Source organism: Paenibacillus sp. J22P277, assembly GCF_059383675.1.
Genome location: NZ_JBXENS010000005.1, coordinates 372,959 through 390,789, shown reverse-complemented (window position 1 = coordinate 390,789; position 17,831 = coordinate 372,959). Strand labels below are relative to the sequence as shown.

Below are 17,831 nucleotides of genomic sequence, written 5' to 3'. Positions count from 1 at the left end.
CTACACTTCTTTTTTATCGAACGCGTAATAGCCCGATGTACTCAAAACTATACCACAGCCCAGCAAATAGCTGAAGACGGTCGCGATCCTCCCGGCGGACGCCGCGCTGCCGGTCCAAAGCTCGTGCCAATCCATGTAAGCAGTCGGGAGCCAAACTGCATATTGCGGAAACACGAAGGCGAGCAGCTTGGCGGCCATGTAGACCAGGATGCAGATCGCCAGCGCGCCGCTTGCGTGCTTGAAGAACAGCGCGACGACGACGGCGGCCGCGCAGATCGCGAACAGGGGCAAGGCGGTGACCGCATACGCCAGCGCCGATTCGGCGAGCGCGCGCGGCAGGCCGTCCGCATGCGGCAGGAAGAATGACGCGATCGCCGAGGATAACCAGCCGAGCACCAGCCCGGCGCCGACGAGCGAGAACGCGGCGAGCAGCTTGGCGAAGAAGATCTTGAACCGGCTCACGGGCCGGGCGAGCACGGACCGGATCGTCTTGTCGCCGAACTCGCCAGAGAACATGTCCGCGGCCGACATGAAGATCAGCAGCGGGAGCACGAACAAGTCGAGCAGGTTCAAGACGGTGATCGGATAATCCGATCCGGCGATGGCCGCGATGCCGAAGCCGCCCTGCAGCTTCATGACGGCGGGCAGGCCGAGGAACGGCAGCAGCGCGATCAACGCCAGGAAGAAGATCGTTTTCTTCCGCGACCGCAGCTTCGTCCATTCGTTAATGGTACTGGCCAGCAGCAGATTCATGGCGCGCCTCCTCCCTTTCGATGCGAAGCTGCGCGACGAAGTACGTCTCGAGCGACTGTCCCGATTCCCGCAGCAGCTCCGCCATGCCGCCTTCGCGGATCAATTTGCCTTCGTGCAGGATGCCGATCCGGTTGCAGATCATCTCCATCTCCGAGATCAGATGGCTCGAGACGAAGAACGTCGTCCGCTCCTGCGCCGCCAGCCGCTTGATCAGCTCCCGGACTTCGACCATGCTCTCGATGTCGAGGCCGTTCGTCGGCTCATCCAGGATAAGCAGCTTCGGCTTGGACACGAGCGCGCAGGCGATGCCGAGCCGCTGCTTCATCCCGAGCGAATAATGGCCGACCTTCTCCCTGCCGCTTGCCGAGAGGCCGACCAGATCGAGCACCTCGTCGATCCTCGTCTTGGGCAGCCCCGGGTACAGCCTTGCCGCGAGCTCCAGATTGCGGCGGCCGCTCATATATTCGAACGCTTCGGCCTTCTCGATCAGCACGCCCGCCTCGCTCATGGCGAGCTCGTATTGCTCGCGCACGTCGTGCCCGAACAGGCGGACATGCCCGCGGTCCGGTTTGATCAGGCCGGCGATGATTTTCATGACCGTGGACTTGCCGGCGCCGTTCGGCCCGAAGAAGCCGTACACGTCGCCTCGAGCGACCTGCAGCGTAATATCGTCGATGCCGCGCTTGTTGCGGTAGGTCTTGGAAAGCCCTTGAATGTCCAACGCGATCTCTGCGTTCATCGTGTTCCCTCCTTATATAGGGAGAACGGCCTTGAGGCCGCTCTCCCGTCTCGCGATCAACGGCCGCGGTGCCCTGCTTCCATGGCTTCCGTTTTCTTTCCCGTCAGGTCGATGCGATCCGGCGTCGTCGCGTCGATGTTCGACAGCGCCATGTCCGTGCCGATGACGACTTTATGCGCCAAGCCGGATGCGTCCTTGCCGGTAATCGTGAAGTCGACTTTCTGGCTGCTGAGATAGTTGCTTCCGTCGATGGCGGCATGCAGCGCAACCTCGGCGATCTTGATGTCGTCCGTCAGCTTCGGCAATGCCGCTGCGATCTGCGCGATGTCCAGTCCGAACGGATTGGACCCCGGCGTCCCTGACTCGGCCTGCTCCGGATGCGCGTTCAGCGCTTGCTTCACGAGGATGGAGCCGATGATATTGGCGGCCGCCGGAATTTGCGAGCCGGTCAGCTTCAGATCGACCGTTTGCCCGCCGTCCGAGGACCGGCTCAGGCCGACTTGGTTTTTCAAATTCCCGACGAGGGCGTCGACGACGTTTTCCATCTCCTTGCCGAACGCGGCATCCTTGGGCGCATGGTCCCCGCGAGCCGACCAGTCGGCGTTCGAACCGACGTAGTACGTGTCGCTGTCGCCGGCCTTGAACACTTGCTCGCCCGCTTGGTTGTAGAAGTCGAAGGTTTGCGGAGCCGCGCCGGCCCGAATGACCGCTTGGCCGCTGACGGCGCCCTCCGTTTCGCTTTCCTTGACCGTCGTCGTCGCGGAGATCAGCTCGTTCCCGTTATCCTGAACGGACACCGTGATCCCATGGGTTGCGCTCGTGATCGCGGCCGTCTGTTTAATGGCGGATTTGTAAGCTTCGTAGCCGTCCGCCCCTCCCATATTCGCGAACGCGGACGTGACCAGAAGCGCGCTGCCGATCGTCAGGCCGGCTCCGATGAACATGACTTTCTTCCTCATATCGTATTACCTCCCAAGTTTTTATGGAGCGCTCTTTGCTCCCCACGACTTATGATAGCCGCCGATTCTAAACTGCCGAGAAAGCGGGATTAAGGCGAGCTAATCAAATTCTTAAAAAATTCTAAACTGCCGCGAGGCGCACGTCCGCGGTGCACGCAAACACGAAAAAGGACACTCGCGGGGAGTGTCCTGGGCAGATCGCACTTACGGCAAATGAACGACGGAAGCGAAGTCGCGCAGCGTATACATCCCATTACGGCAGCTTACGATCGTAATCGAGCATTCGGCCACCAATTTGCTTTGTTCCGCGATAAAATTCGGATGTATCGCTCGCAACGCGTCCTCGGGAACGACATTTACCAAGAAATCGGTAATCAGCCCGCCGTGCGTCACGATCAGGATCTTTTCCCCTGGATGTTCTACGGCCAAGTCCGACAAGCACGAAGCTAAGCGTTCGCCTGCCTTCCTCGACGAATCGCCTGCCGGCGGGAAAAAATCGCGTTCACGCGTGCAGCGATCCCACGACTCGACGAATGCTTCGAATGATTGTCCGGGCACGTCTCCCCAATTGGCACGCTCCCGCAGGCGAATATCCTCGGAAACCGGCACCGCGGTTTCGTTGGCGATGAGTATGGCGGTTTGCGCAGACCTTTTTAATGGACTGTATGCGATTCGATTGATCCGCATGGCACGAAAATGGCGTGCGGTCGCCTCGGCCTGCGAGATACCTTCGGACGATATCGGGACATCGCCCGTTCCCTGTTCCTTTTTGCCATGCCTAACGAGATAGAAATCCGCGTTCATTGGTTCAACTCCTTCGTTTATCGTTCTGACCGGAAAGTAATTTAATACTTATCTAATTAGATATAGTTTTAACTTTAATTCATTTCCCTCATTCTGCCAAGTAAGGAATGACGATCCGGCCCAGCATCGCCGAAAACAAATAGAGCCCGCGTTATTCGCGCGGACTCTACTCGGCCTATCCATTACAAGAAACAGCCTGCTGCACCGGCGGTCCGTCGCAGCGATTGCCCGCTTCCGGTTACGGCGCCGGCGGGCCGGCAAGCTTCGCCAGCCCCCACAAGCCGCGATCGAGATTGTCTTTGCTCGTGCCGTTCCAGACCCATTGGCGCGCCCGATTGATGCCGTCCTCGCTGTCGTCGAATCCCGCGTCGAACAGAAACTCCCGGCCGCTCGCCGGATCGATGTTCAACGAAGTCCACGGAATGGCCGCATCGAGCACGTAGCCTTGGCCGTCGGCGGTCGGCTGGACGTTCGTCGCGATCGCCGGCTGGTGGCCCGTATTGAACCACAGCCAATAATTCGCGCTATTCAGGACGCCTGCGCTGATGATCAGCTGCCGATCGCTGAACTGCAGGCTGCCGCCGAGCGCCAAGTCGCTCGGGCCCGTGAACAGCTCGATGCCGTCGCCTTTCCACAGATTGCTGTTCTGATAACTGTTCATCATCGGCGTCGGTTCCTTCACGAGCACCGTCAGGTAAAGGTTGTTCTCGTCCCAAGCCAAATGATAGTCGCCGGTGATGCCGTCGCCGCCGGTACCCGAAGCGAGATTCTCCGCCGTCAGCGTCATCGCGCCCGCGTCGCCGGCATAGCCGTTCAGGACGCCGTCGATCGGAATCGGCGCGGAGGTGTACGGAATCACGATCTGCAGGTTCCGCCCTTCGCCGCCTGCCGGGCTGTCGCCGAAATCGTGGTAGAACGGCTTCTTCTTGCCGAGCAGCACGTCGTAGACGCCTTTATTCGTCTTCATCACGGCGTCGAGAAACGTCTTGTACGGCCGGTCGGCCACGTTGACGAGCCCCGTGTTGTAATGCTCGCCGCCGATGCCCTGAAAGTAGCGTCCCCCCGCCGCCTGATCGACATAATCGAACCAGTGCGTGCCGACGATGAAGCCGAGCGCCGCCGCGCCCTCCACGTAGTTGCGGTACCGCCAGCCGCGGTCCTGCTCGGTAGCGGCCGACCCCGGCACGATCGGAGCAAGGCCCTGCTCGGCCGTGCCGTAGCTCCACTCGGACAGCAGGATCGGCCGGTGTCCGGATTTCTCGTACACGTCCTTCAGCATGGCCTTATCGAGGTTCGGCGAATAATGGTTGATGCTGATGACGTCCATGTGCTTGCCGGCCTCTTCGGCAAGGATACCGCGAATTTTCGTGCTTTGCATCGGCAGTGTCAGCCATCGGTCGCCGAGCAGCAGATGGTTCGGATCGTATTTCTCGAACAGCTGCTTCACCGTGCCGTAGTACGTATCGAGATAAAGCCGGAAGAATTGATCGACGTCGTCGGACGCCTGCTGCGTATCGATGTACAGCGGCGTTTCGTTCAGGTCGGTAAAGCCGGCGAACGTCGTATTCCAGCTGGTGTTAAACGCGGCGATATTGCCGTACTTCTCCTGCAGCATTTGCACGAGGCGCTTCTTCAGCCCCGTCGTGCTGGCCTTCAGCCGCGGCACGGTACTGATGAATTTCTCGTAGGCGTATTCATTGTCGACGAAGTACCCGATCAAGTTCGGATCGTCCTTCAGCGCCGGCAGCGAATTCGCGAATGCATCGTCGATCGCCTGCACCGCGCCGTCCGCGAAGATATCGAACACTTTAAGCTCCGCCGGTTTGGCCATTCCGTTCAAGGGCAGCACGAGCGTGTAGGGCATGCCGCTCGCCTGCGCCTGCGGAGACGGCGTCCAGGCGCCGATGCCGTTGAAGCCCCATTTCTTGATCCGGTCCGTCGCCTCCGCGAAGAACTGGTTGAACGTCGGCATCGCGCCTGCCTTGCGGTATTTATTGGCCATGAAGTACGAGAAATTGTCTTTCGAGCCGATGAAAGCGCCGTTGAACGGGCCGTTGAAGTCCGGCACCCACTCGAAGATTTTTTGACGGTCGGTCGTGCCGGTCACTTTGGTATACGTTTCGTTGTTCGTGATGCCGTTCACGCCCATGCTGAAATAGACGTTCCCCTGCGGCGTCACCAGCTGCGGCTTGCCCTTGACCTGCTGAACGCTGAAAAACCCGGTGGCCTTCAGCTTGAGCGGCTTCCGGCTTCCGGCGAGTCCGCCCAAACCGTCGAAATCGCCCGGCTTCCGCAGATTGCCGTAATACGCCCTGTCGCCCGCGACGTCGTTCCGAAGCTGCTCGTCGCTCGTCACCTTCGCCGCGAAACTCGCGCCGATGACTTGACCGTACCGGTCGATCTGCATATCGGCTTGCGAGAAAAACGTATAGCCGCGTATCGGACTCGGCTCCATGCCGTCCAGCTGGGCATACGCGTCGAGCTTCGTGAAGGCCGTCAGCGAGAGCGGCTCGGCGTACGGCTTGAAAACGGGGTCGGCGTTCGTTCGATAATACACGGCGGCGCCGGCCGAAGGCGTTGACAACGCTACCGAGACCGGCTCGGAGCCGATAACGCCCGTTTCGGGGCTTGCCGTGACCGACGCCGTGTTGCGGTTGATCACGACCTTGGCCAGCTGCGGCGTCCACGACTTCTCGTCGCCGGCGAATTCGATCTTCAAGTACCGCGTCCCGGCCGGCAGCGACTGCCCCTCGTACGCGTAAAGCTGCCAATTGCTGACGGGTTCCCCCGACGTATAGACGTTCGCCGCCGCTTCCGCGAACGTCGTTCCGTCGGCGGAGGCGTAGATGCGGTGCGGCGCGACCGTAACGCCGGTGAAAAAATAACTGTATACCGCAAACGAGGTTATATCGTAATCCGTCTTATAGACGACGTAACCGGTACTCGTCGTGCTGCGGACCGCGCGGGTCGCGTCGTTGCCGTAGTAAGCGGGAGTCCCGCTTTCCGTGTACAGGTTACCGCGCTGGTATGCCATGCCGAAGCCGTTTAATTCGTCGACGAAACCATTCGGCGCCTCGGCGGCGCCTGGCGCGGCCGCACTCTCGGCGGTCGGCTCATCCGCTGCCGGTTCATCCGCGAGATACGCCGCCGAAGGCAGCAGCAGCATCGCTGCCATGACGGCAGACGTAATCATCCATCCTAATTTTCGAATCATGTCGAACTCCCCCATTATCAGTCTCTCAGATGTCGAACAGCTTGTTTGTAAGCGTTTGCATAATAGCCGGAAACGAGCGGGAGACAAGTCGCTGCCTCCCGCAGGCTTCCCGCATACCGATCCTCGCGTTGCCGGCGCTATTTGCCGGTTTGCTGCTTCATCATATCGATGATATCTTTAGCCAAGAACGCGTTCTGGCTGTCGTTGGTCCACCAATTCGCGAACCAGGCTTCGACCTTCTTGCCATCGCCTTTCTCCCATGTCGCCTTGGCATCCGCCATCGCTTGCTCCGGCGTATAGTCCTTGCCGCTCAGAATCGCCTTGACCCAAATGTCGGCGATCGGCTTCGTCAGGTTGGCCGAGATGGCGTCGATGTCCTTCGGAATCTGCGGCATATGCTCCGGATGGGTAATCTCGACGTACGGCTTATTCGGATCCATGTAGATGTCCATCGCCTTCGTGAACATGGCGAGGCCTTCCTTCTCGATCGGATTGTCCGGATTGAACTTATTCCCGATCTTGCCGCATTTGGCGTCCAGGATGCTGGAGCTCAGCATCTGCAGGTCGACGTCGTAGCTGACCTCCGTTTTGGTTTTGTCCGTGTCGATCACCTGCGGGCATCCGTTCGGTCCCAGCTTCCAGTGCTCGTTCTCGACGCCGTACTTCAGCATTTTGACCGTATCCGGCTTGACGAGGAAATCGACGTAATGCATGACGGCTTCCGGGTCCTTCGCATGCGCGTTGACGACCGCCGTCGCTTGCACGGGATTGGTATACGCCGGATTGAACTGCCCCGCCGGGCTTGCCGGATAAGGGATCGGCGTCACGACCGCGTCCGGCACGTTCTTCTTGAGCGAGGCCAGCTCGTTGATCGTGAAGCTGTACCAATCCAGCTGGATCGGATAGATCCCGATCTTGCCGTTGATGAAGTCCTGCTTCGCTTTCACGCCGTTCTTGTCGTTCAAGTAATCCTTGTCGACGATGCCTTCGTCGAACAGCCGTTTCTTGAACTCGGCGACCGCCTTGAAATGATCCCAGTTCCGCGTCACGCCGCCGTCCTTGACGATCCAGTTCGTCGCTTGGAACACCTGATCGATGACGATGCCCGACTGGAGGCTGAGCGCCATGCCGTAGGTGTCCTTCTTCCCGTTGCCGTCCGGATCCTGTTCCGTGAACGCCTTCGCGACCCGGTACATCTCCTCGGTCGTCGTCGGCACCTCCAGATTCAGCTTCTTCAGCCAGTCCTCGCGAATCAGGATGGCGTGTATCGGGACGACCTCGTTCAAGCGCGCGAATTCGTACAGCTTGCCGTCGGATTTCATGCCGACCTTCTTCAGGATCGGGTACTCCGCCAGCATTGCCTTGTATTCCGTGCTGTACTTGTCGATCATGTCGTCGATCGGCATCAGCTGCTTCTGGTCGTACAGCGGATTTTTGATATATTGATCGTATTCGAAGATCAGGTCCGGCGCGCTTGCCGACGCGAACAGCACGTTCAGCTTCTGGCGCGACTCGTAGCGGGGAACGGCGACGTACTTGACGTCCACCGGCCCGTTCGCGTTGACCCATTTCGTCCAGCGGTTCTCTTCGGTCGTTCCTTCGGTGGACGGCACGTTGGAACGGTCGTAGATCGTGGAGGAAATCGTCTTGCGCTCGGCCGTCGGCGCGTCCGGACCGTCGTCCGGTTGATTTTGCTGCTGATTCTGCGGCTGCTGCGGGGCAGGCTCGTTGTTCGAGCATCCTGCGGCGATCGCCAGCACCAGAACCGTGGCGGCGTACAGCCATTTTCTACGCTTCCTTATCATCGGGTACTCCTTTCGGGACGTCCGGACAGCCGGTCCGCGCTGAGCGTCAGCCTTTGACCGCGCCGAGCATGACGCCTTTGACGAAATATTTTTGCAGAAACGGATAGATGAGCAGCATCGGCACGATCATGACCATGATGCCCGCCGCCTTGATGCCTTCGTTCGTCACGTTCGCGATATCGCCCGGATCGGCCGACATTACCCCGGCCAGGATGGAATCCCGCCGGATCATCTGCTGCACGAGCACCGTCAGGTTGTATTTCCGCGTCTCGTTGATGTAGATCAACACGTTCATGAACGCGTTCCAGAAGCCCACGGCGTTGAACAGCGTGATCGTCGCGAGCACCGGCAGCGACAGCGGGAGCACGACCCGCAGCAGATGCGTCCATTCGCCGCAGCCGTCGATCCTCGCCGCCTCTTCGATCTCCCCCGGAATGCCCTCGAAAAAGGTGCGCATGACGAGCACGTTGAACGTGTTGATGAGCGCCGGCAGCCAGAGTACCCAGTACGAATTAATCAGCCCGTATTGACTCATGACCAGGTAGTTCGGTATGAGTCCGCTGCCGAACAGCATCGTGAACACCATGGCGAGCGTCAGCGGCCGCCTCCCGTAGAAGAACGCGCGCGACAGCGGGTACGCGGTCAAGACCGTCGCCGCCATCGACAGCGCCGTGCCGACTACCGTAATCTCCAAGCTGTTCCAGAAAGCGGGCAGGATCCGCGTGTTGTCGAACAGCGCCTTGTACGACGATATCGCCCAGCCTACCGGCGCGACGGATACGCGCCCCGACTCGACCGCATGGGCTTCGCTCAGCGACAAGGCGATGATGTGGAGCAGCGGGAACAAGCAGCTGAGGCCGATCAGCGTCAGCACGGCATAATTGAACGCGTAAAACAGCTTATCGCCGAATGTGCTTTTCACGGGCCTCGCCTCCTACCATAATTGTTGATTGAACCGGCGCCCGATCCGGTTCGCGAAGGTGACGAGGATGAACCCGACCGCGTTCTCGAACAGGCCCATCGCGGTCGTCAGGCTGAACTGCGCGCGTTGAATCCCGACACTGTAGTTGTAGGTGCTGATGACGTTCGCGACGCTCGATACGCTCTCGTTCGACAGCATATAGACCGGATCGAAGCCGACGTCCATCACCTTGCCGACCTGCAGGATAAGCAGCAGCGCGATCGTCGGCATGATGCCCGGGATGGATACGTGGCGAATTTGCTGCCATTTGCTCGCGCCGTCGATGCTTGCCGATTCGTACAGATGAGGATCGATCGCGGTCAGCGCCGCGAGATAGATGATCGCGGAGAACCCCATTTCCTTCCATACGCCCGAGCCGATGAAGACCGCCAGCCAGGAAAACGGCTTGTAGAGGAACGGATACGGTTCTCCGAAGACGCCCGCGACCCAGTGGTTGATGATCCCCGACTCCTGCGAGAACATCTCGAGCACGATGCCGGAGACGATCACCCAAGAGAAGAAATGCGGCAGATAGACGAGCGTCTGAACGAATCGCTTGAACCACATCCGCCGGACCTCGTTCAGCATGACGGCCAGCAGGATCGGCACCGGGAACCCGATCGCGATGCCGAGCACGCTGAGGAGGAGCGTATTGCCGATGATCTGCACGGTCTGCGCCTGGTTGAACAGCATCCGGAAATTATCGAGCCCGACCCACGGACTCTTCAGGATGCCGTCGTACATGTTGTAGTCTTTGAAGGCGATCACGAGGCCCCCGAGCGGATAATACTTGAACAACAGATAGAAAACGACCCCCGGGACGAACATGATATACAGCGGCACGCTGCGCCTGATCGCGCCGATCCCGCCGCCGCGCCGCCGCGCCTTCGGCGCAGCCGGTTCCGTTCCGGTCGCGTGTACGCCCATGGTTGGCACTCACCCCCTCGGAGCATGGATGCACCTTTTCGTGCATGGCTTCATTCTAAGGGAGCGCAGGCGGGGCAGCCTTGAAATAATTGCCGAAAATCTATAAATTTTTGCGCATCGGCGCAGGCGGGAACGACGCGGCCGCGCAGGATCGAATCACGGCTTCCGCTTGCGGTAATCGCTGGGCGAGAGACGGTAAAGCATGCGAAACACGTTCGTGAAATAGTTCGGATCGTCATAGCCGACGGCGGAAGCGATCTCGAACACCTTCATGTCGGTATTCAGCAGCAGCATTGCGGCCTTGCGCATGCGGAGCCGTGTCAAATAGGTGCTGAAATTGTCGCCCGTCTCTTTCTTGAAGAGCTTGCTGAAGTACGCGGAGCTGATGTAGAACCGTTCGGCCATCTCGTTCAGCGTGCAGGATTCCATATAATGCCCTTCCAGGTAATCGAGCGCCCGCGTCACGGCGTTCCGGTTCTTGCCCGATCTCCAATCCCCGTACGCCGCGAGAAAGGCTTCGGCCTCCCGTTCCGCCCACGCCGCGGTTTGGGCCGTCCCGGAAGTCTGGCGCAGCGCCTCCAGCCTGCCGCCGAACGCGGGGTCCTCCGCGCCGGCGTCGAACGATTGCCGGGCCGCCGCCTTCATGGCGAGCGCAAGCGTCAGCGCCTCCAGCTTGGCATCCTCGGGGGCAAGCGAAGCCAGTCGGCGAATCGCAAGCTCGAGCATGCGCTTCAACCGGTCCGCCCGGCCGAGCGCGATCTCCGAGGAAAGCTGCACCTGCAGCTCCTTCGCCTTGGATTGGCGGTCCGGCGCTTCCAGCGCTGGGCCCGCGGGCTGTTCCGCCGCTCTGCCATGCGGCTCCGGACCAGGCAGGAACCGTTCGTACGCCGCGAGCAGATCCCCGGGCTTCTCCAGCCGGCCGGCCGGAATCACTTCCAAGCGAAGACCCAGGAACCGGCTCACGCTGCGCTCGGCGGACGATTCGAATCCCGCCGGGTACGGACCGTCCACGAACAACGCGAAGCGGTCGAACGCGAGCGGAATCGACGACCACCGCGAACCGCCGGCTTCGAGCAGCTCCGCGATAATGTTGAACAGCGCGAATTGAAGCAGCTCCATATCCTGCTGCCGGTATTGCTTATCCGCCGGACGGTAGCTCGCCACGCGAACGAACAGCAGCTCCCTGCTCAGGCAGCGCTCCACCGCTTGGGCGGCCGCGGCCTTATCGTGCGGGAGCCGCAGCAGATGCGCGCGCAGCAGGCTCTCCTGATTGGAGCGCTCGCCCGCCAGCAGGCGCAGCTGCTGCTGCCGTTTTCCTTGGACATGCTCGTAGGCTTTGCGAAGCACGCCGATCAGCATCTCCTCGTTGCACGGCTTCAGCAGGAAATCGATCGCCCCGTACCGCAGCGCCGCCTGGGCGTATTTGAAATCCTCATGCCCGGTCAGCATGATCAGGGCGATGTCGAGCCGGTTCCGGTGCACATGCTCGGCCAACGCGATCCCGTCCATGCCGGGCATCCGGATATCGGTCAGGATCAAGTCGGGCGGCGTACGCGCGATCAGCGTGAGCGCCTCCCGCCCGTTCTCCGCCTCGCCGATCACGGTCCAGCCGATGGCATGCTCCTCGATCAGCTTGCGCAGGCCTTTGCGAAAAAACGCCTGGTCCTCGACGATCAGCAGCGTCCCGTTCATGCCTCCGCCTCCCCTTCTTCGTCCGCTCGCGCCGTCTCGAAAGGCAGCAGCAGATGCACGGTCGTGCCTTCTCCGGGCACGCTGGCGATGTCCAGCCGGCAAGGAGGGCCGTACGTCAGATCGATGCGGCGCATGACGCTGCGCACGCCAAGCGGCACCCGCCCATCCGCCGGCTCGTCCGACAGGATGCGGCCGATCTCGTCCGCGCTCATGCCGCAGCCGTTGTCGGCGATTTCCAATTTCAACCGCGCATCGAGCCGGTAAGCCCGTATGTGCAGCGTCTTCGGCTCGTTGCGGGAATCGCGGAACGCGTGCACGAACACGTTCTCGACGATCGGCTGCAGGAAGAGCCGCAGCGTCAAGCAATCCGCGACGTCCTCGTCCATCTCGATGCGGGCGATGAATCCGCTGCTCACGAACGCCTCCTGAATGTGAATGTAGTGGCGGATCTGCTCCATCTCCTGCCGGAGCGTCGTCCGCTTCCGCACCCGCTCCAGCGAATATTTCAGAAGGCCGGACAGCGAGGACACGAGCCCCGCGGTGTCGCGGTCGTCCTGCAGGTACAGCTTCCAGTAAAGGCCGTTCAGCGTATTGTACAGAAAATGGGGATTCAGCTGCGCCTGCAGCGCTTTCAGCTCCGCTTCCCGTTCGCCGATCTGGCGCAGGTAGACCTCCTTGATGAGCGAGCTGACGTTCGCCGCCATCGCGTTGAAGCTGTCGGCGATCAGCCCGAGCTCGTCGTTCGAACGCGGCTCGACGCGAATGTCGAACTTGCCCTCCCGCATCGTCTTCATCGCGGGCACCAGCTCCCGGAGCGGCCGCAGCAGCCGGTGGCTGAGCAGGAAGATCAGCATGGCGCTGAGCAGGACGCTGATGCCGCCGGACAGCAGGCTGATTTTCAGGATCAGCTGGCTTTTCTTGAGAAAATCGGCCATCGAGATGCGGCTGACGAGCGTGAATCCCGAATCCGGCGATTCATGCGTCGTCACGTAATAGGAGGATCCGTCCGCTTTCTCGATGCCGTCGGCATGGCTCTCCTTTAACTCCGCCGCTGCGGCCGCTGCCGTCCGCTCGTCGTTCGCATACAGCAGGCCGTCGTGACGGTCGAACAAATACACGCTGCCCGAGCCGTCGGTGCCGATGATCTCGCGGAACGAGCGCGCGAGAAAGTATTGATCGATCACCATCACCATCATGCCGTACATGCCCCCGTCGCCGTCCTCGGCGTAGCCGGCGTCCAGCTGCTCCGAATCGCTCTCGATGATGAACTTGCTGCGCATCCACTGCGCGGCGATAATCACGTCGCGATACCCGCTCTTCTCGATATGGCTCGGCAGCCGCTTGTTCATCCACACCATCTCGCCGCCGGACGCCTGCACCTTGCCGAGGATGTCCCGGAACGCGTCGCCTTCGATCGTCTCGACGGACTCGCGCATCAAGCCGTAATAATAATTGCGGCCGGACAAGTCGAACAAATACAGCGACAGCACCTGCGGCGCGTCGAACTTCACTTGGCCGAGCTCCGTGCTGATCTGGCTCTGCATCGCGTAGCGGTCCGCGGGTGCGACGTTCCGGTCCCGCGACAGCTTCGTCACGTTCCGCTCGATCGTCGGGTTGAAGACGACGTAGCTGGAGATGCGCGTCAGCTCCCGGATGCGCAAGTCGAGCTGGGCCATGGCCTGTTCGCTCGCTTTCACGTACCGGCCGCTTACTTCGTCCTCGAACAGGCGCAGATGCGTCCGGTACGAGACGACGCCGGCCATCGTGAACGTGCACAGGATAATCGCCGATATGCCGAGCAGCAGCTTGACTTTAAAGCTGTTTTTCCATGGTTTGTGCATCGCGACGCACCGCCTCGCTTTATGGGTTGGCCTTCACGATTCAAAAACCGTGCGGCATGAACTGCCGCACGGTTCGTATGGGCGTATGGATACCGATCGCGTATTCGATTGCCGGCTCCCGGCAAGGCGCGCAAGCGCTTACCGATTCCGGCATGCCCAGCCTGGCGCGCAGGAGCTCGCCGCGATCTCCGCACCTCATGTATATTCGGGCCCGACCCGTTTATTCCGGCTCGCGACGGTGCAAGCCATCCGCTGCCCTATCCGGCTCGCGGCATAATGGATAAGCGTAATGTTAGCGACGTCGATAGCGATGTCAGATAAAATAACATATAATCTGGGATGAATTGGGATAAACTAGTGCCTTTTTCATGCGAATTTGGGATAATGGGGAGGATCTGACGACGAGGAGGAAGATTCATGGGCAACGAACGTTACTTGACTGCAGAGGATTTATACAAGATCAACTGGATCAACGATCCGGCGGTATCTCCCGCAAGCGGCGCGATTGCTTACGTGCTGAGATCCGTCAACGAGAAGCATGACGGTTACCGCTCTCATATCCGCTTGCTCGATGCCGAAGGCCGCGAGTCGGTCCCGTTCACGTCCGGCGAGGCGGACGCCGCGCCGGCTTGGTCGCCGGACGGCTCGGAGCTTGCGTTCCTGCGCAAGAAGGACGATAAGCCGCAGGTGTGGGCCATGCCTGCCCGCGGCGGGGAAGCGCGCCCCGTCACCGCGTTGAAGCACGGCGTCGGCGCCTTCAAGTGGTCGCCCGACGGCAAGTTCCTGCTCATCAAGAGCGAAGCCGCCGCTTCCGGCGCCGCCGATGACCGGGAAAGTGCAGGCGAAGGAACTGCCAAGCCCCCCGAAGAGCAGATCTTCGACCGGTTGAACTTCAAGGCCGACGGACGAGGGCTCTGGAACGGACGCCGTACCCATCTGCATCTCGTCGATCGGGCAACGGAAGCCTGCACGCAACTGACGGAAGGGAATTTCGACGTGAGCGCCTTCGCTTGGTCGCCGGACGGCGAGCGGATCGCCTACAGCGCCGGCGTTGCCTCCGAGCGGTATCCCGATCCTGATCTCAGGCTCACGAGCGAGGTATTCGTCATGGACCGTTCGGGCGGATCCGCCGCCGCGATCACCGACGGGACGCTGGACATCCACTCGATCGCCTTCACGCCGGACGGCGAGCGGATTCTCTTGATCGCCGGCGACCTGGGATTCGGCTTCGCCACGCTGGACAGAATCCGCCTAGTGCCGGTCTCCGGCGGAGAAGCCGTCGTCTTGTTCAAGGACCTGGACGTCCAGCTCGGCCATGTCGCGATCAGCGATATGAGAGCCGGCGCCGGATCCCCGCCCCTGTTCAGCAAGAACGGGCAATCGGTTTATCTCCAATTGAGCCGCGACGGCAGCGTCCATATCGGCCGCTTCGCGCTTGACGGCTCTTCCTGCGAGTTCGTCGTCACCGGCGAACGCGAGATCTATCAATTCGACCTGACCGCGGAGGAAAATATCATCTTCGCCGCCGCCGATCCGCTGCAGCCCGGAGACCTATTCCGCTTCGATCCGTCTGTTTCGGAGGAACGTCGCCTTACCCGCTGCAACGGGGAGCTGTGGTCGGAGCTTGCGCTCAGTACGCCCGAAAGCTTCGCCTTCCAAGCCTCGGACGGCTGGCCGATCCAAGGCTGGCTCATGAAGCCGAACGATTTCAAGGAAGGCGCCAAGGTTCCGGCCGTGCTCGAGATTCACGGCGGTCCGCAAGCGATGTACGCGCATACCTTCATGCTGGAATTCCAGCTGCTGACGGCGGCCGGCTTTGCGGTATTCTATACGAATCCCCGCGGAGGCCACGGCTACGGCCAGGCTCACGTCAATACGGTCCGAGGCGATTACGGCGGACGCGATTACCAGGATCTGATGGAAGCCACGGATTACGTGCTCGATGCTTACCCGTTCATCGACGCTTCCCGGCTCGGGGTCACCGGCGGCAGCTACGGCGGCTTCATGACCAACTGGATCGTCGGCCACTCCAACCGGTTCCGGGCGGCGGTCACCCAGCGCTCCATATCGAATTGGATTTCCTTCTACGGCGTCAGCGATATCGGCCATATGTTCACCGAGGATCAAATCTGGGGCAATCCGTGGGACGATCCGGAAAAGCTCTGGCGCCATTCGCCGCTCGCCTATGTCAAGCATATCGACACGCCGCTGCTCATCCTGCATGGCGAGCAGGATCTCCGCTGCCCGATCGAGCAGGGCGAGCAGCTGTTCGCCGCCCTGAAGCGGCTCGGCAAAAAAACGCAGCTGATCCGTTTCCCCGGCGCGGACCATAATCTGTCGAGAAGCGGCCATCCGCATCTGCGGACGAGGCGCCTGCATCACATCGTCCGTTGGTTCGAGGAGCATATCGATCGGCAGGCAATCCGATTCGATTAAGCTAAGCTATCGTTTTCCGTTCAAATCGCCCAACAGGCAGCCGAGTCCGCTCGGCTGCCTGTCGTTCGTTATCGACTTACCACGGTCCCGATAGCCGGTCTGCCGCGCGCTCAGCAGAATCCGAGGACTCGGCGTTACTTCCGCGACTCATCCGGCTTCTGTTACGACGTGGTCAAGCGTTTATAAGACGAGCCAGGGCCTCGCCGACCGGCGTCGCCGGACGGCCCAGCAGCTTCTCCAGATCATTGCTTTCGATCTCCAGCGTGCCTTCCCGAATGCCCTGCTGGATTCCGACCAGAATCGGAACGACGAAGTCCGGGACGCCTGCGTTCGTCATGATCTCGGCGTATTGGGCATCGTCGACCCGCAGGACGGGCACTTCCTTGCCGATCGCCGCGCCGACGGCCGCGGCGAGCTCGTCTTGGGTCAGAAGCTCGCCCGAGAGCTCGTAGACCGTATTCTCGTGACCCGTTCCCGACAGTACCGCCGCGGCCGCTTCCGCGTATTCCTGCCGCAGCGCCCAGCCGGTTTTGCCGGATCCGGCGGAGGTTACCCACGGATGTCCCGCAAGCGCGCCTTGAATAGTATCGGTTTCATTCTCCAAGTACCAATTGTTGCGCAGGAACGAATACGGTATGCCGGTTTTGATAATGGCTTCTTCCGTGGCACGGTGAACGACGGCAAGGAATAACGAGCTGTTGCCGGCATTCGGAGCGCTGGTGTAGGCGATAAACCCGACGTTGTTTCGCTCGGCCGCTTCGACCGCTCGGATATGCTGGCGCATTCTGGTCTCGTTGTCCCCGACCGTCGAGATGATCAGCAGCCGGTCGATGCCCTCGAATGCGGCATCCAAAGTTTCCGGGTTCTCGAAATCGCCGTGACGGACCTCCACGCCCCGAACCTTCCATGCTTCCGCCTTTTCCGGATTGCGTACGCTCACGGCCACTTGATCCGCCGGCACGGTTTTCAACAACGCTTCGACGACCAACGTCCCCAAATTGCCCGTCGCGCCCGTAACTAACATCTTCATGATTATTCCCTCCCGAACTCGTCGTGTTTTTTCGACATAACCATTATGGTTACAACGATTGTATAAATAAAAGCTCTTTACGAGCTCTCATTTAGCTGAACTTTGCGGTCAGCTGGCTCAACGTCGTCTGCGCGAGCCGCCGTTCCATGGCGGTCTGAGCTTCGCTCAATTCGGACTGAAGCACGGACTCGATGCCGCGTCCGACCTGGCATAAAATATTCGAATCCTCGTGAATGCCGAACAGCCGGTTATCGTCGAGCAGGTTCACCGCGCGATAAATATCGAGCAGCGTGATTTGGTCGGGCGTACGGAGCAAGAAAGCGCCGCCTACCCCCGGACGCACGTCCACCAGCCCCGCCTTTTTCAATAGGCCCATGATTCGCCGGATGACCACCGGATTGGTATTTACGCTGCCCGCGATGTAATCCCCTGTAATCTCGTTCGCGTTCACCGCGATCAGGGATAGGATATGGACGGCCATGGAAAAGCGGGTGCTTATTTGCTTCATGATTGTCACCACCGATATAACCAGTATAGTTACAACGGCAGCCTGCGTCAATAAAAACTTCCATTTATGGAGAAATGACCAACCGTTATTCCGAGATCGGCCAATCGACCCGAGGAACGAGAACCTTTCCGCCGGGATCGACCGTCCCAGGAGAAGAGCCGT

Annotated in this window: 13 protein-coding genes; 1 reads left to right on the top strand and 12 read right to left on the bottom strand. The window is 60.4% G+C overall.

The annotated features are described in order from the left end of the window. The 10 genes from AC50YL_RS18845 to AC50YL_RS18800 form a co-directional block, all read right to left on the bottom strand. Positions 1-753 (bottom strand): DUF2705 family protein, encoded by a 753-nt coding sequence (locus AC50YL_RS18845; RefSeq protein WP_494833845.1) that lies wholly within the window; start codon positions 751-753, stop codon positions 1-3. Further along, entirely contained in the window at positions 725-1,492 is a 768-nt protein-coding gene (locus AC50YL_RS18840; RefSeq protein ID WP_494833843.1) for an ABC transporter ATP-binding protein, read from the bottom strand. The genes AC50YL_RS18845 and AC50YL_RS18840 overlap by 29 nt, the downstream gene beginning before the upstream one ends. A gap of 56 nt (positions 1,493-1,548) precedes the next feature. Continuing rightward, positions 1,549-2,451 (bottom strand): hypothetical protein, encoded by a 903-nt coding sequence (locus tag AC50YL_RS18835; RefSeq protein ID WP_494833841.1) that lies wholly within the window; start codon positions 2,449-2,451, stop codon positions 1,549-1,551. A gap of 204 nt (positions 2,452-2,655) precedes the next feature. Beyond that, entirely contained in the window at positions 2,656-3,255 is a 600-nt protein-coding gene (locus AC50YL_RS18830; protein WP_494833839.1) for a histidine phosphatase family protein, read from the bottom strand. A gap of 238 nt (positions 3,256-3,493) precedes the next feature. Then, a complete protein-coding gene (locus AC50YL_RS18825) occupies positions 3,494-6,469 on the bottom strand; it encodes a sugar-binding protein (protein WP_494833837.1) in 2,976 nt (991 codons plus the stop codon). A gap of 137 nt (positions 6,470-6,606) precedes the next feature. After that, positions 6,607-8,274, bottom strand: coding sequence for a type 2 periplasmic-binding domain-containing protein (locus AC50YL_RS18820; RefSeq protein WP_494833835.1), 1,668 nt, complete (start codon positions 8,272-8,274; stop codon positions 6,607-6,609). A gap of 46 nt (positions 8,275-8,320) precedes the next feature. Next, positions 8,321-9,196 (bottom strand): carbohydrate ABC transporter permease, encoded by an 876-nt coding sequence (locus tag AC50YL_RS18815; RefSeq protein ID WP_494833833.1) that lies wholly within the window; start codon positions 9,194-9,196, stop codon positions 8,321-8,323. Between the two features lie 12 nt (positions 9,197-9,208). Then, complete coding sequence (locus tag AC50YL_RS18810) at positions 9,209-10,162, bottom strand: ABC transporter permease (protein ID WP_494833831.1); 954 nt, start codon at positions 10,160-10,162, stop codon at positions 9,209-9,211. 156 nt (positions 10,163-10,318) lie between these two features. Then, positions 10,319-11,854, bottom strand: coding sequence for a response regulator transcription factor (locus AC50YL_RS18805; protein ID WP_494833830.1), 1,536 nt, complete (start codon positions 11,852-11,854; stop codon positions 10,319-10,321). Beyond that, on the bottom strand, positions 11,851-13,695 hold the full coding sequence (locus AC50YL_RS18800) for a sensor histidine kinase (protein ID WP_494833829.1): 1,845 nt from the start codon (positions 13,693-13,695) through the stop codon (positions 11,851-11,853). The genes AC50YL_RS18805 and AC50YL_RS18800 overlap by 4 nt, the downstream gene beginning before the upstream one ends. A gap of 417 nt (positions 13,696-14,112) precedes the next feature. On the opposite strand from AC50YL_RS18800, the gene AC50YL_RS18795 reads away from it, so the two are divergent. Continuing rightward, positions 14,113-16,131, top strand: coding sequence for a S9 family peptidase (locus tag AC50YL_RS18795; RefSeq protein ID WP_494833827.1), 2,019 nt, complete (start codon positions 14,113-14,115; stop codon positions 16,129-16,131). A 172-nt stretch (positions 16,132-16,303) separates the two neighbouring features. On the opposite strand, the gene AC50YL_RS18790 is transcribed toward AC50YL_RS18795, so the two are convergent. Beyond that, a complete protein-coding gene (locus tag AC50YL_RS18790) occupies positions 16,304-17,161 on the bottom strand; it encodes an SDR family oxidoreductase (protein ID WP_494833825.1) in 858 nt (285 codons plus the stop codon). Between the two features lie 91 nt (positions 17,162-17,252). Beyond that, positions 17,253-17,669, bottom strand: a complete 417-nt coding sequence (locus AC50YL_RS18785) for an Rrf2 family transcriptional regulator (RefSeq protein WP_494833823.1) — start codon at positions 17,667-17,669, stop codon at positions 17,253-17,255. Positions 17,670-17,831 lie beyond the last annotated feature (162 nt).